At 69.1% G+C, this 14,761-nt stretch carries 14 protein-coding genes; 5 read left to right on the forward strand and 9 right to left on the reverse strand.

The annotated features are described in order from the left end of the window. Window positions 1–198 precede the first annotated feature (198 nt). From AC2YHJ_RS06870 to AC2YHJ_RS06880, 3 genes are read right to left on the reverse strand one after another with little or no spacing between them, the layout of a single operon-like run. Entirely contained in the window at window positions 199–771 is a 573-nt protein-coding gene (locus tag AC2YHJ_RS06870; protein ID WP_487394889.1) for a DUF924 family protein, read from the reverse strand. Beyond that, on the reverse strand, window positions 768–3,674 hold the full coding sequence (locus AC2YHJ_RS06875) for an FAD-binding and (Fe-S)-binding domain-containing protein (RefSeq protein ID WP_487394890.1): 2,907 nt from the start codon (window positions 3,672–3,674) through the stop codon (window positions 768–770). Before AC2YHJ_RS06875 ends, AC2YHJ_RS06870 begins: the two co-directional genes overlap by 4 nt. 6 nt (window positions 3,675–3,680) lie before the next feature. Beyond that, window positions 3,681–4,661 carry a quinone oxidoreductase family protein gene (locus tag AC2YHJ_RS06880; RefSeq protein WP_487394891.1) on the reverse strand — a complete coding sequence of 327 codons (981 nt, stop codon included), beginning with the start codon at window positions 4,659–4,661 and terminating at the stop codon, window positions 3,681–3,683. Between the two features lie 208 nt (window positions 4,662–4,869). Here AC2YHJ_RS06880 and AC2YHJ_RS06885 point away from each other — a divergent pair, with 208 nt between their 5' ends. Then, entirely contained in the window at window positions 4,870–6,054 is a 1,185-nt protein-coding gene (locus tag AC2YHJ_RS06885) for a pyridoxal-phosphate-dependent aminotransferase family protein (RefSeq protein WP_487394892.1), read from the forward strand. Window positions 6,055–6,089: 35 nt separating this feature from the next. Here AC2YHJ_RS06885 and AC2YHJ_RS06890 read toward each other — a convergent pair whose 3' ends face one another. From AC2YHJ_RS06890 to AC2YHJ_RS06900, 3 genes are read right to left on the reverse strand one after another with little or no spacing between them, the layout of a single operon-like run. Then, a complete protein-coding gene (locus tag AC2YHJ_RS06890; protein ID WP_487394893.1) occupies window positions 6,090–6,722 on the reverse strand; it encodes a DapH/DapD/GlmU-related protein in 633 nt (210 codons plus the stop codon). 11 nt (window positions 6,723–6,733) lie between these two features. Next, window positions 6,734–7,294, reverse strand: a complete 561-nt coding sequence (locus AC2YHJ_RS06895; RefSeq protein ID WP_487394894.1) for a hypothetical protein — start codon at window positions 7,292–7,294, stop codon at window positions 6,734–6,736. Window positions 7,295–7,318: 24 nt separating this feature from the next. After that, window positions 7,319–8,209: a M91 family zinc metallopeptidase gene (locus tag AC2YHJ_RS06900; RefSeq protein ID WP_487394895.1), complete on the reverse strand. Its 891-nt coding sequence runs from the start codon at window positions 8,207–8,209 to the stop codon at window positions 7,319–7,321. A 132-nt stretch (window positions 8,210–8,341) separates the two neighbouring features. Between AC2YHJ_RS06900 and AC2YHJ_RS06905 the strand changes: the two genes are divergently transcribed. Then, complete coding sequence (locus AC2YHJ_RS06905; RefSeq protein ID WP_487394896.1) at window positions 8,342–9,064, forward strand: glutathione binding-like protein; 723 nt, start codon at window positions 8,342–8,344, stop codon at window positions 9,062–9,064. 36 nt (window positions 9,065–9,100) lie between these two features. Continuing rightward, window positions 9,101–9,742 carry a VOC family protein gene (locus AC2YHJ_RS06910; protein WP_487394898.1) on the forward strand — a complete coding sequence of 214 codons (642 nt, stop codon included), beginning with the start codon at window positions 9,101–9,103 and terminating at the stop codon, window positions 9,740–9,742. 221 nt (window positions 9,743–9,963) lie between these two features. Here the strand turns inward: AC2YHJ_RS06910 and AC2YHJ_RS06915 are convergent, their stop codons facing one another. After that, a complete protein-coding gene (locus AC2YHJ_RS06915; protein WP_487394899.1) occupies window positions 9,964–10,563 on the reverse strand; it encodes a class I SAM-dependent methyltransferase in 600 nt (199 codons plus the stop codon). Window positions 10,564–10,679: 116 nt separating this feature from the next. Between AC2YHJ_RS06915 and AC2YHJ_RS06920 the strand changes: the two genes are divergently transcribed. Beyond that, entirely contained in the window at window positions 10,680–12,053 is a 1,374-nt protein-coding gene (locus AC2YHJ_RS06920) for a PleD family two-component system response regulator (protein WP_487394901.1), read from the forward strand. Window positions 12,054–12,299: 246 nt separating this feature from the next. Next, window positions 12,300–12,779: a hypothetical protein gene (locus AC2YHJ_RS06925; RefSeq protein ID WP_487394903.1), complete on the forward strand. Its 480-nt coding sequence runs from the start codon at window positions 12,300–12,302 to the stop codon at window positions 12,777–12,779. Between the two features lie 215 nt (window positions 12,780–12,994). On the opposite strand, the gene rpmG is transcribed toward AC2YHJ_RS06925, so the two are convergent. Further along, window positions 12,995–13,162: a 50S ribosomal protein L33 gene (gene rpmG / locus AC2YHJ_RS06930; protein WP_188966603.1), complete on the reverse strand. Its 168-nt coding sequence runs from the start codon at window positions 13,160–13,162 to the stop codon at window positions 12,995–12,997. 133 nt (window positions 13,163–13,295) lie between these two features. Beyond that, window positions 13,296–14,726 carry a S41 family peptidase gene (locus AC2YHJ_RS06935; RefSeq protein ID WP_487394904.1) on the reverse strand — a complete coding sequence of 477 codons (1,431 nt, stop codon included), beginning with the start codon at window positions 14,724–14,726 and terminating at the stop codon, window positions 13,296–13,298. Between the last annotated feature and the right edge of the window lie 35 nt (window positions 14,727–14,761).

Genomic DNA, 14,761 nt, shown 5'->3' on the forward strand with positions numbered 1-14,761 from the left:
GGAACCCTCCTGAGGGGCCGTGTGCGAAAGGCTGTTCTTCCCGAGGGCCCCCGTCAGCGCGAGGCGTGTCCGGATCAGATAGGGACCTCTATTGTGCAGTGCAACAGCAATATCAGCATTGCTGTCATAACCTGCCGTGCAAAGCGGCAATCGTGATCATGGCGCCACGGTCCATGAGCAGGAATGGCTCCGCGCCGGTCAGAAGCCCCCGCCGGCCTCCAGCCAGGCCTGTTCCTCCGGGCTGCTGGCCCGCCCCAGTGCCGCGTTGCGGTGGGGAAAGCGGCCGAAACGGGCGATGACCGCCCTGTGACGCCAGGCGTAGTCGATCGTCCCGCCCGGGGTTCTCATGCGCGGATCGTCGCGCATCCCCTCGAACAGCGCGACCGAGAGATCCTGGTCGGCCATCGCCTCGGAATGCTCGAAGGGGAGGTAGAGGAAGATGCGCTGCGTCGGCGTCAGGCCGAGGTCGATGCGCCGCGCCAGCACGGCATCGCGGGCGATGTCGAGCATCAGCGCGTCGGCGGCAAAGGCCTCGGCGCTGCCGCGGTGCAGGTTGCGTGGGCACTGGTCGAGCAGGATGGCCAGCGCCAGCACGCCATCGGCGCTGTCACGCCAGGGCGCCAGCGCACCGGTCCGCGCCGCGGCGGCCGTCGTGCCGAACCGGGTGCGGATCTCCGCGTCGAAGGCCTCGTCGCGCTTGAACCAGGCGTCGCGGAAGGTGTCGGGCCCATCGGCGAACCAGAAGGCGAGGACGTCGAGCGCGGTGGTCATGCGAGGGCCTTCTCCAGCAGCCGGACGGAATGCAGCGCCGGCCGGCCTGCGAGATCGGCAATCTGGTGCCGGCAGGACGTGCCGTCCGCGACGATGAAAGCGCCCGGCGCGGCGGCGCGCACCGCCGGTAGCAGGGCGAGTTCACCCATGGCCTTCGACGCCGCCAGCGTCTCGGCCTGATATCCGAACGCACCCGCCATGCCGCAGCAGGAGGAGGTGATGGGCGTGACCGTCAGGCCCGGGATCCGCTTCAGCAGCGCCACGGCGGGCGGGAAGGCGCCGAACGCCTTCTGGTGGCAATGGCCGTGGATATGCGCCTCGCCTTCGATCGGCTTCAGCGGCAGCGCCGCCTTCTCGCGGTCGAGGAATTCCGACAGCAGGAAGGCGCGGGCGGCGAGTGCGCGGGCCGGTTCGCCCGGCAGCAGCGCGAGGAACTCGTCGCGCAGCGTGGTCAGCGAGGAGGGCTCGATGCCGATGACCGGCGCGCCGTGCGCCGACAGGGCATCCAGCGTGCGCTCTGCTTCTGCCCGCGCCTGGTCCACCAGCCCGGCGGCAAGCAGCGTGCGACCCTCATCGAGTGGCCGCGCACCGCGCGCGGGCCGGGCGATGGCGGGGTCGTATCCGGCGGCGCGCAGCACGGCGACTGCGGCGCGCAGGTTCTCCGGCTCGAAGTACCGGTTGAACACGTCGGGCAGCAGGATGACCTCGCGATCCCGGCCATCCGGCGCGCGCAGTTCCGCGTCATGGAAGGCACCCCAGGCGAAGCGGGGCAGGGACCGTTCGGCCGCGAGGCCAAGCAGCCGTTCCGACAGCCAGGCGAGGCCCGGCACGGTGTCGCGCGCATTGGCGAGCGGCGGCACCAGCGAGGCCCAGCGCGCCCAGCGTGGCATGGTGGCGATGATGCGTTCGCGCCAGCCGATGCCGTGCTGCTTCGCCTGTGCGGCCAGCACCTCGATCTTCATCCGCGCCATGTCGACGCCGGTCGGGCATTCGCGCTTGCAGCCCTTGCAGGAGACGCAGAGCTTCAGCGCCTCCGCGACCTCGGCCGAGGCGAGCGCGCCCGGGATCTGCCGCGTCAGCGCGAGGCGCAGCGTGTTGGCGCGGCCGCGCGTCAGATGCTGCTCATCCCGCGTCGCGCGGTAGGAGGGACACATGACATTCGCGTCGAACTTCCGGCAGGTGCCGTTGTTGTTGCACATCTCGACGGCGCCGAGCATGCCGCCGAGCGGGCCGGGATACTCTGACCAGTCGAGCGCGGGCGTGATCGCGGCATCGGCGGCGTAGCCCGGCGCGTAGCGGAACAGGTTGCGGTCATCCATCTTCGGCGCGCGCACGACGCGGCCGGGATTAAGCAGCGCGTTCGGGTCGAAGCTGTCCTTCACTTCCTCGAAGGCGCGGGCGATGCGGGGGCCGAACATCGGCTCGTTGAATTCGGACCGCACGATGCCGTCGCCATGCTCGCCGGAATGGCTGCCCTTGTATTCGCGCACCAGGGCGAAGCATTCCTCGGCGATGGCGCGCATCTTCGCCACATCCGCCCCGTCCTTCATGTTCAGCACGGGGCGCACATGCAGGCAGCCGACCGAGGCATGGGCATACCAGGTGCCCTTGGTGCCGTGCTTCGCGAAGACGTCGTTCAGCCGTTCGGTGTAGTCGGCGAGGTCGTCAAGACCCACCGCGCAATCCTCGATGAAGGAGACCGGCTTACCGTCACCCTTCATCGACATCATGATGTTGAGCCCGGCCTCGCGGACTTCTGCGATGGCGGCCTGGAAGCCGGCATCCGTCGCGCGCACCACGGCATCCGGGTAACCGAGATCGGCCATCATCTCCTCAAGCCGATCCAGCGCGGCGAGCAGCGGCGCATCCTCATAGCCATGGAACTCGACGATCAGCAGCGAGTCCGGTTCGCCCTTGACCATCTTGTCGATGGTCGCGCGATAGATCGGGATCGATCGGCCGAGGTCGATCATCGTCCGGTCCACCAGCTCCACCGCCTCCGGGTCCAGCGTGACCAGGTGCTGCGACGCCGCCATCGCCGCACGGAAGGTCGGGAACTGGCAGATGCCGAGCGTCTTGCGCGGCTTGATCGGCCACAGTTTCAGATCCAGCGCGGCGGAGAAGGCGAGCGTGCCTTCCGACCCCACCAGCAGCCGCGCGAGATTGCCGCGGCCCTCCGCGCGCGCAGCCGGCGTCAGGGATTCGATATTGTAGCCGCCGACCCGGCGCAACTGGTGCGGGAAGCGCGCGGCGATCTCCTCCGCCTCCCGCGTGCCGAGCGCGCGCAGGCGCTGGATCAGTTCCGCCGCCGGCGCGGGAATGTCACCGCCGAGATTGTCCGGCAGATCCCCGAAGGTGAAGCGCGACCCGTCTGCCAGCAGCGCGTCGATCGCCGTGACGTTGTCTGCCATCAGCCCGTAGCGGATCGACTTCGACCCGCAGGAATTGTTCCCGGCCATGCCGCCGATGGTGCAGCGCTGCCAGGTGGAGGGATCGACCGGGAAGAACAGGTTGTGCTTCTTCAGTGCGTCGTTCAGCGCGCCGAGCGTGATGCCCGGCTGCACGCGTGCGGTCTTCGCGGCCGCATCGACCTCGATCACGTTGCGCAGGTACTTGGTGCAGTCCAGCACCAGCGCGCGGTTCACGGTCTGCCCGCATTGCGACGTGCCGCCACCACGCGCCAGGACAGGGATGCCTTCCTCCCGGCACAGCGTCATCGCCGCTTGCACGTCGTCCAGGCCGCGCGGCACCAGCACGCCATAGGGTTCGATCTGGTAGATCGAGGCATCGGTTGCGTAGCGCCCGCGATCGGCGGCGGAGAACAGCACCTCACCACGGGTCTCGCGCCGCAGGCGCTCGGCAAGGCGGCTGTCGCCTATTGTCGGTCGCGTCGTCACGTTCATGCCGGTCTATTCCTGCGGCAGCAGGACGAGCCGTGCCTCGGCCTGCCGGGATTCGAGCAGCGCATGGGCGCGCGCCGCCTCGCTGAGGGGAAAGGTCGCACCCGCTTCCGCGCGCACGGCGCCGGTGGCGAGCACATCGAACAGCGCGGCCGCCATCGCATCCAGCGCCGCGCGTTCGCCGATGTAGTGGAACAGGATCGGCCGCGTCAGGCTGTTCGACTTCGCGGCGAGGCGCTGCACCTGGAATGGTGGCACCGGCCCGGAGGCCTGGCCGAAATTCACCAGGTGCCCGCGCATGGCGAGGCATTCCAGCGACCCGTCGAAGGTGTCGTGCCCGACCGAATCATAGACCGCATCGACGCCGCGCCCGCCGGTGATGCGCTTCACCTCGGCGACGAAGTCCTGTTCGCGGTAGAGCACGACATGCGCGCAGCCCGAAGCCCGGGCGATCTCCGCACGCGCGGGCGACCCGGCGGTGCCGATTACCGTGGCACCCAGGTGCTTCGCCCATTGGCAGAGCAGCCGCCCGACGCCGCCGGCCGCCGCATGCACCAGGATGGTCTGTCCCGGCTGCACGCGATGCACCTGGCGGAGCAGCATCTCCGCCGTCAGTCCCTTGAGCAGCACGGAGGCGGCGAGGCTGTCTGACATTCCATCGGGCAGGCGCAGCGCGATGGCGGCCGGGATCACGCGATGGGAGGCATAGGCACCATACCCGCCGGTGACGTAGCCGACGCGATCGCCCGGCGCGAAGCCGGTCACGCCGGGGCCGACGGCTTCGACCACGCCGGCGGCCTCGATGCCCGGCACGCCGGGCAGGGGAAGGGTGCGATACAGGCCGGAGCGCACGTAGCAGTCGTGGAAGTTCACGCCGACCGCGGTCTGGCGCAACAGCAACTCGCCGGGGCCGGGCGCCGGGACATGAATGGCCTCGGCGCGCAATACCTCGGGGCCGCCGTGCTCGCGGAGCATGATCGCCTGCGCCATTCCGTCCCTTCCTTCTGACGGCGCGAAACTAGCCGCGATGCGCCGCGCTGTCCGATCCATAATGCTCATCGGCGGGAGAAGTGCTGCTCATGGCCGGGCCGCGGCAAGGCTGACCGATCGCGCCGGCTCATGGCCGCGACGCGCCGAACTCATTTGGCGCCGCGCGCCGCCTGGCGCATGAAGGGCGGCGAGAAAGGGAGACGCCCCCATGGCCTATTTCCAGTCCAAGCCGGTTGCCGGCCGCCATTTCCTGCAGATCCCGGGCCCGACCAACGTGCCCGACCGCGTGCTGCGGGCGATGGACAACCCGACGATGGACCATCGCGGCCCGGATTTCGGGCGGCTCGGCAAGCAACTGCTGGAGAAGGTGCGGCACGTCTTCAAGACGCAGTCCCATGTGATCATCTACCCGGCCTCCGGCACCGGGGCGTGGGAAGCGGCGCTGACCAACACCCTGTCGCCGGGCGATCGCGTGCTGATGTGCGAGACCGGCTGGTTCGCGCATCTGTGGCAGGAAATGTCGGGCCGCCTCGGCATCGTCACCGACCTGATCAAGACCGACTGGCGCCGCGGTGCGGACGTCGCGCAGATCGAGGCCCGCCTGCGTGACGACAAGGCCCACGCCATCAAGGCCGTCTGCGTCGTGCACAATGAAACCAGCACCGGCTGCACCTCGCGCATCGATGAGGTCCGCCGCGCAATGGATGCGGCCGGCCATCCGGCGCTGCTGCTGGTGGACACCATTTCCTCGCTGGGTTCGATTGACTACCGCCACGACGAATGGGGCGTGGATGTCACCGTCGCCGGGTCGCAGAAGGGGCTGATGCTGCCGCCCGGCCTGTCCTTCAACGCGATCAGCGCCAAGGCCCTGAAGGCCTCCGAGACCGCGAAGCTGCCGCGATCCTTCTGGGATTGGAAGGCGATGCTGGCGGCGAATGCGACCGGCTACTTCCCCTATACGCCGGCGACGAACCTGCTCTACGGGCTGGATGCGGCGGTGGACATGCTGCTGGAGGAAGGGCTCGACAACGTCTTCGCCCGCCACGACCGGCATGCCGAGGCGACGCGCCGCGCGGTGCGCCATTGGGGCTTCGAGATCCAGTGCGCGGAACCGCGGCACTACTCCTCCGCGCTGACGGCGGTGCGGCTGCCGGAAGGGCATTCGGCGAATGCGCTGCGGGCGACGATCCTCGAGAAGCACAACATGTCGCTCGGCAATGGGCTCGGGCAGTTGAACGACGTGGTGTTCCGCATCGGGCATCTCGGCGATTTCGGCGACCTGCAACTGGTCGGCACGCTGGGTGGCGTGGAGATGGGCCTGCGGGAAGCCGGCGTGCCGTACAAGGCTGGCGGGGTGCTGGCGGCGATGGACTACCTGGCCGGGAACGCCTGAAGGCTCGCCGGGGGGAGTGGAATCCTCCCCCGCGGTCAGGGCCGATCCCAGTGATCGCAGAACGTCGCCAGGTCGTCGGATTGGAAATCGGCGAGCCGTTCCATCACCACCTCGAACGGCCAGTCCCACCAGGCGATGCGTTGCAGCCGGCCGGCGATGTCGCGCGGGAACCGTTCGCGGATCACCCGACCTGGCACGCCGCCGACGATGGTGTATGGCGCCACGTCCTTCACCACCACCGCGCCGGCCGCGAGCACGGCCCCATCGCCCACGGTTACGCCGGCGAGCACGGTGACGCCGTGCCCGATCCACACATCGTTCCCGATCGTCGTCCGCGCCGCCCGCCGCGCCGCGAAGAACGCGGCGTCGCGTTGCTTCGCCGTGTCGTAGTATTCCGGCACATAGGTGAAGCGGTGCAGCGAGGGCCGTTCCATCGGATGGTTCGGCGGCCCGATCCGCACATGCGCCGCTATGGCGCAGAACTTGCCGATCGTCGCATCCGCCACCTGGCAGTCATGGCCGAGATAGGACGCATCCCCGATCGTCGCATACTCGACCGCGCAGCGTTCCAGCAGTTCGCAGCGCTGCCCGATCACCGTCTCGCGCAGCTTCACGCTCGGATGAATGAAGGTCTCGGCGAGCTTCGCCCGCGGCACCTGCCGGTCCATCGGCCATCCCCTCAGATCAGTGAAGGAATGCCTGGCGCCGGCAGCAGGATCTCGCTCGTCAGGAATTCCTGCAGCATCTTGCCGAAGCCGCTGTCGCATTCCCACGGTGCATCGGGTGGCGACGCCATCGACGGCACGATCACCCCCGCCCCGGGCGGGAAGCGCGCCGAATCCAGGATGCCGAGGTTGAACCCCAGGCTCGGCAGCATGCGCGGTTCGCGCAGCGGCTCGGGCGCGGGGCCGTAGAAGCCGAAATAGGTGACGGGCAGCGGCAGCCCGCAGGCATTCTCCCAGCGCTCCCCGGGCTTCAGCTTCGCGAAATACGGCACCGGCTCGGACTCGACCTTCCGCCCCTCGGGCGGGGTCGGCACCCATTTGCCGATCACCACGCGTTCGCCCGCGCCGCGCGCTGCGAACAGCAGCGCCGGGTCGCGGTCGCGCACGCCGGTATTGTCGGTCGCGAACAGCACCGCCGCGACGAAGATGTCGCTGTTGCGCGTGTTCACCACCGCGACGTCGAGATACAGCGCCTCCCGCGTCAGGGTTCTGATCGTGACCGAGAGGCTCGCCATCGGATGTCCGTTCCGTCCTTGAGTTCAGTAGCGTGGGCGCTGGTGCTCGTGGGGGAACTTGCTGATCCCCTGGTCGTCGAAATCCTTGCGCAGCTTGTTCTCGGTGAAGGGGTCGTTGGCATAGGGGCCGAGGCCCACCGCCTGCTGCTCATACCCCGGCGCGTTGTAGGTGTTGCCGTCCGCGCCGGTGTAGTTGCTGCTCGCCTTCACATTGGTGCCGTGCACGTCGTGATTGGCGTGGATCAGCTCATGCCCCAGGCCGATCGCCGGGTCGCGCGTCTGGTCCGGCCGGCCGTTCAGCTTGTCCTTGTCGGGGTTGAAGAACACCTCGGAATCGGTGCCCGGGCCCGGGGCGCCGGTCACCGGGTTGGCGTAGCCGGCCCCGTTCTCCGAATTGCTGCCGTCCTTGCTCGGCTTGATGGTGGTCGTATGCGGCGCGGCGTCCAGGCTTTGCAGCAGCGCGAGCCCGGTCGGCGTCGCCGCCAGCTTGGCCAGCGCCATCATCGTCTTGAGCTGGAATTCCGGCGGTCCCTCGAGCTTGATCTGCGACTTGCCGGACAGGATCTTCGCCAGCAGCGCCGCCGCCGGCCCACCGCCGCCACCACCTCCGCCGCCCGCGCCGTCGCCCACCAGCACGGTGAAGCAGCCGAGCACGATGATGCCGCCATGCACGCAGTTATCGAGGATGCGCGCCTGCGGCATCTTCATCGTCATCACGGTCGCCGAGCCCTTGGCGATCATGTCCGGCGGTCCGACGCAGACGCACATGTCCGTCACGCGCGCGGCCGGCAGGCTGCCGATCAGCACGGTGGGCGCGCCGGGCCCCGCGATGGGGCCGCCGACATGGGGCACCAGCACCGTGACCATCGGGCAGATGTGCATGTCGGTCAGCCGTGCGGCGGGAAATCCGACCATGATCCTCCAGTCTCCATCACCCGTAGTCTCACGGTCCGGCGCGCGCCCCGCAAGCGCGGCGCGTCACAGGCCCGGGCGTTGTCACCCCGCGCCGGCTGGCGCACCCTTCTCCGTTCACGGAGGAGAGCACCGATGCCGGCACCCATCCAGGTCTGGACCTGGCCGACCCCGAATGGCCACAAGGTCCACATCCTGCTCGAGGAACTGATAGAGGAGGGGCGCGGCATCCCCTACGAAGTGGTTCCGGTCGCGATCGGCAAGGGCGAGCAGTTCCGCCCCGAATTCCTCGCCATCACGCCCAACCACCGCATCCCCGCCATCGTCGATCCCGACGGCCCGGGCGGGAAGCCGCTCAGCCTGTTCGAAAGCGGCGCCATCCTTATCTATCTGGCGGAGAAAGCCGCGAGCGCGCTGATCCCGAAGGACCCGGCCACGCGCTACACCGCGCTGCAATGGCTGATGTTCCAGATGGGCGGCGTCGGGCCGATGTTCGGCCAGTACAATCACTTCGCCAACTACGCGGCCGAGAAGCTCACCTATCCGGTCGAACGCTACACCAATGAGGTCGCGCGCCTGCACCGGGTGCTCGACAAGCGGCTGGCGCAATCGCCCTACCTCGCCGGGCCGGACTACTCGATCGCCGACATCGCCACCTTTCCCTGGATTCGCAATGCGGAGCGGCGCAACGTTGATCTCGGTCAATATCCGAACGTGAAGCGCTGGCACGATGCCATCGCCGCGCGGCCCGCAGTCCAGCGTGGCGTCGCGGTGCTGTCCGAGAACCAGCGCCGCGGGCAGATGACCGATGCCGAACGGGAGGTCATGTTCGGTAAGACCCAGTTCGCGGTGCGCTGACGCGCACCCGGACCAACAGGAAACGCCAGGATTCGCATGGCTGAGATCGACCACATCGTCATTGGAGCCCGCACGCTCGAGGAAGGCGCCCGCTACGTCGAGGAAACCCTCGGCGTGAAGCCCGTGAAGGGCGGCGTTCATACCGGCGTCGGCACCCACAACATGCTGCTTGGCCTCGGGGCTGCCTGCTACCTCGAGATCATCGCCCCGGATCCGGGGCAGCCCGCGCCGGCGCATCCGCGGCCCTTCGACCTCGATGACGCCTCGCTGCGGACGATGCTCGAAGCCGAGCCCCGGCTGATCGCCTATGTCGCTTCCACCCCGGCGCTGGATGCGGTGGTCGCGCGGCTCGGCCCGTCCCATGCCGGGGAGGTCCGCTCGATGTCGCGCGGCGACCTCGCCTGGCGCATGGCCTTCCCGCCGCAGCGCCAGGACATGAACAACCTGATCCCGCCGCTGATCCAGTGGGACGGCGAGCGCGCCGGCAAGCGCATCAAGGATTCCGGCTGGCGGCTGACCTCGCTCGAGGCGGAGCACCCCGACACACAGGCGCTGCGTGGTTCGCTGACCGCGCGCGGCCTGACGGACGCTGTGAAGGTCCGCCAGAGCCCGCATCCGCGGCTGATCGCGCATCTGCGCCACAAGGACGGGCGGGAGGTGACGCTGACCAGCGCGTGACGGGTTCTGTGTGCCTTCAGGCGGCGAGCGCCGCAAATCCGCGCTGCAGGTGGCGGAGGGTCCGGGCGCTGTCGCGCATTCGCGCGCCCGGATCGCGGTTGGGCTGCGATCCGAAGGAGGCGGATGCGGTGGGGACGCCATCCTCACCATTCGTCGCGACCGGGCATCTATGCCGCCCCTCCCGGGTTGGGCGGTGGCGGCGGAAGGATTCGATGCGGCGATCAGCCCGCAGGGCGATAGCGCCAGACGCTGGCGGGCGGGAAGTTGGCCGGCGTCCAGGCTTCGCGGCGCGCCGTCAGCCCCAGCGCGCGCCGCGGCAGCGGCGAAGTCACGCAGTAGCTGTACAGCAGGAAGCCACGCCCCGGCGCCACTGCTTCCACCGCCGCGACGAAGCGGCGCTGCTGCTCCACCGGCAGCAGCACCAGGGGAATGCCGCAGATCGCTGTGCCGACGCGACCGTGCAGCGCGGCCGGCAATGCCTCGGGCAGCGCGAAGGCGTCGCCTTCGATCACCGTGACGCCGGGCAGGGTGCGCGCCAGGTGACGCGCCATGTCGGGCACGATCTCGACCACCACGAGCCGGTCCGGTGGCACGCCGCCATCCAGCAGCGCGCGGCTGACTGCCCCCGTGCCGGCGCCGAGCTCGACCACCACCTCATCCCCGCTGCGTTCCACCAGCGCGGCGATGCGTCGGCCCAGGGCGCGCGAGGACGGCACCACCGAGCCCATCTGCAACGGATTGGCTGCCCAGCGCCGGAGGAACAGGCCGAAGCCGCCCTCCCGCGCCCTGGAGGGATGGTCGCCGGCGGTGATCCCCGACATGCGGTGCTCCATGACATAAGTGTGACGATTCAAGGGCTTGTCACCCAGCTCGTGATAGGTCCCGTTGCTGGAACTGGCCAGTTACGGTTGGATGGCAGGACACGGGGGGTACTGGCGTGACGGCGCGCGTGCTGGTGGTGGACGACATCCCCGCGAATCTCCGCCTGCTCGAGGCGAAGCTGCGGGCCGAGTATTTCGAGGTGGCGCTCGCCGCCTCCGGGCCCGAGGCGCTGGCGCTGACATCCGCCTGGGCGCCGGATGTCGTGCTGCTCGATGTGATGATGCCAGGCATGGATGGCTATGAGGTCTGCCGCCGGCTGAAGTCGCAGCAGGCCACGGCGCACATCCCGGTGGTGATGGTCACGGCGCTGACCGAACAGTCGGAACGCGTGCGCGGCCTCGAAGCCGGGGCGGACGACTTCATCTCGAAGCCCGTCGATACCGCGCTGCTGTTCGCGCGGCTGCGCGCGCTGCTGCGCATGAAGCAGGTGCTGGATGCCTGGCGCGTGCGGGCCGACACGGCGCGCGACCTTGGCTTCGAGGCGCCGGGGGCGCCGGTCGAGGATTTCACCGGCGCGCGGCTGCTGCTCGCAGGCGGAACGCCCGAGGAAGCGAGCGCGGTCGCCGCCGCGGTCGCCGCTGATGGCATGACGATCGAGCACGCGCCCGATGAGCCGACGGCCTGGGAGCGGTTGCAGGACGCGCTGCACGACCTGGCGCTGCTGTGCCTGCCGCTGGCCGGCGGCGATGCGCTGCGCCTCGCATCCCGCCTGCGCGCGCATGGCGACCTCCGCGACCTGCCGCTGGTGCTCCTGGCCGGGGAGGATCAGCGCCACGCCGTGCTGCGCGCCTTCGACCTCGGGGCATCGGACCATGTCATGCGTCCGGTCGATGCGCCGGAACTGCGCGCGCGGGTGCGCAACCAGCTGCGGCGCCGGCGCTATCAGGAATTGCTGCGCGAGAGCCTCGACCGTTCGCTGGAACTCGCGGTCACCGATTCGCTGACCGGGCTGCGCAACCGGCGCTATGTGCGTCGCCACCTCGAATCGTTGCTCCGCACGGGGGCGACGGCGGCGGTGCTGCTGATCGACGTGGACCGGTTCAAGCCGCTGAACGATCGGCATGGCCATGCGGCCGGCGATGCCGCCCTGAAGGAGGTCTCCTCCCGGCTGCGCGAGCACCTCCGCGCGGTCGATGTGGTCGCGCGGTATGGCGGGGAGGAATTCCTCGTCGTGATCGCCGGGGCCGGGGAGGAGGAAGGTGCGGCGGTGGCCGAGCGGCTGCGCGCCGCCGTCGCCGACAGTCCGGCGATGGCCGGTGCGCTGTCGCTGCCGGTCACGGTCAGCATCGGCCTTGCGGTGGCGCGCGGCCAGGCGGCGGCGGATGCGCTGATCGGTGTGGCCGACGCCGCGCTGTACCGCGCCAAGGAACACGGGCGGAACCGGGTCGAGGCCGCGACGGCCGAGGATTGGGGCGAGCAACCGGAATAGCGTCTCCCATTTGCCGCGAAGCAGCGGGTCCGTGGCTTTCAAGGGACGGCGGTAAGGTCCGGCCCCTGCCGGGTGACGGTGAGTGGCCGAAGGTCGTCGGCCAGGGCGCTATTCTCAACTATTTGGCGATTACGTGGGAACGTCGCACACTAAGAGTTGCGTTGAGGATGCCCAAATTAAGCATTACGGATTCGCATCGTCAGGCTTGACAGATAGTTGGCAAGACGGTCGCGGAGGGGCACCAGAATGGTGGATGTCATTGTCATCGTCGGGGACGAAGACGAGTTACTCCGCCTCGGGGCCAGTATCGATGCACTGTTTTGCGGCAAGGGAGCGCAGGTCGTTACCTATCATGATATTCCGCAAAATCTTGGCGATATCGATAGGATATTTTTAGTTGGGCATGCTGATATAAGTAATATTGGGGAATATGATACAAAGAATATAATATCACTCCTTAAGCAATTTTCCATAAAACACAACGGAACTATCGTTCTGGCTGGATGCAGTACAGGCAACGCCACGCAGCAGGTTACGGACGAGCATTTTTTTGCCGGAAAGCCTCTGCTGGCGAAGATCAGGTCGTGGTATCCACACGCTCATCTTTTCTATACGCCAAGCAATTTGGTTCGTCGGAGAGACGACGGATCCCTGTATCTCAGGCCGAGCCTGAGTCAGGGTGTTACGGGCCGCGAAACCGGGGCGGAGTGTTTTCGCGCCTACTGAGGCGCATCGGCGCTGAAGCGTAAGCCGCGCGCCGTATTCCCGGCCTTGAGCAGGTTTGCTTGAACGTGCGTGCAGCCGTTCGTCATGGGCGCGGTTGCACCTCGCGCGCCCGGCGCCGGGGACGCCTGGCACCCACGCAACGACAAACGGGCGCCGCCCGAAGGCGCGCCCGTCCAAACGCCGGCAATCAGGGGCGGGTCATGCCCGCCCGCGGATCACTTGATCTTGGCTTCGCGGAACACGACGTGCTTCCGCGCCACCGGATCGTACTTCTTCTTCTCCATCTTCGCGGTCATCGTGCGGGTGTTCTTCTTCGTGACATAGAAGTAGCCCGTATCGGCGCTGCTCACGAGGCGGATCAGGATGGTGTTCGACTTGGCCATGACACAACTCCATGGCCCGCGGGCGAGTGGGCCCCGGGCGCGAGAGGCCGCAACCTAACGGCCGCGGCGGCGGCGTCAAGCAAGACCGGCATGACTGGTGCGGTTTTTTGCCGAAAAGGCCGGGCGCATGGCCCTACCGCGCCATCGCCGCGGCCCGCGCCTGCGGGTCCAGCGCCAGGGAACGGGCCAGGGGCAGAACCGATTCCGCCACCTCGCCGGCGGGGCACAGCGCCCGCAGGGCCTCCACTTCCTCGGGATTTACCGGATGCCGCAGGGCGCGCTGGCGCGACTGGCCCTCGCCCATCGGGCTCTGGCCGGCGCGCAGGCTGCCCAGCGCCTCGGTCGTCGCGGCCGGCCCGCCGGCGGTGCACAGCCCCGGCAGCACACCGATGCCCTGCAACGGCCAGCCCGCCGGCATGATCAGGCGCGACCAGCTCATCAGCAATTCGCCGCCATCGGGCAGCGGCACCACCAGCTGCACCAGCCCCTTGCCGGTGGTGTTGGTGCCGACCACCGCCGCGCGGCCGCGATCGGACAGGGCGGCGGCGACGATCTCGGCCGAGGATGCCGTGCGCCCATCGACCAGCACCACCAGGGGGCGCTGTTCGGCCAAATCGCGCCCGGCGGTGACGTAGATGCGGCTGGCCTCGGGGTGGCGGCCCAGGGTGCGGAAGGCCTCGCCAGGGCCGAGGAAGATGTCGGTGACGGCCGCCGCCTGGGACAGCAGCCCGCCGCGATTGCCGCGCAGGTCCAGCACGACGGCCCGCGGCATCCCCTGGCTGAAGGCGCCGAGCAGGGCGGCGGCCACCTGGCGTTCCGACTGGGCGGAGAAGGAGGGCAGGCGGATGATGAGGACATCATCCACCCGTTCGGCGGTTACCGGGCTGCCGGGCGGCAGGACACGGCGCAGCGCCACCTCGCGCCGCTGGCGGTCGCGTTCGATCAGCAGCACGACATCGGTGCCGGCCGGGCCTTCCAACAGCCCCGCCGCGCCGGCCGCATCGCGCGGGCGCAGCGCCGTGCCGTCGATGGCCAGCACGCGGTCGCCGACGAGCAGCCCGGCTTCCGCTGCCGGACCGCCATGGGCGATCGCCGCGATCATGGTGCCGGGGCCGCGCCCGGGTGCCAGGCGCAGGCCGAGCCCGGCCTCGCCGGTGCGACGTTCCCGCGCGGCCTGCGCTTCCTCGGGCGTGATGTAGCGGCTGAAGGGATCGAGGTGATTGAAGATGGCCTCGAAACTGTGCCGGATCAGCCCCGAGGTGCCGGCCGCGCGCAGCGCCGCGGAGGCGTTCCAGCCGGCCTGCTGGAACAGCGTCAGCCGGTCGGCCGCGGCACCGCCGGCGGCGGCGAAGCCTTCGCCCTCCGCCCGCCCGGGCAGGCTGCGCGAAAGCAGCACCCGCTCGCCCTGGAGCAGGCGCACCGTCCGCCCGGCGCGCTGGACGGAAAGTTCGGGATCGATGTCCGTCATGCCGGTCAGGGACCAGACCAGCAGGTCCCCCGGCGTCGCGGCTTCCAGGTGCCGTTCCAGGATGGCCGCGAATCCGGCACCGAGGACAAGACGCATCTCGTCGCGCGGATAGGCACCGGTGCTGGAGACCT

Source organism: Roseomonas sp. SRI_022, assembly GCF_057586215.1.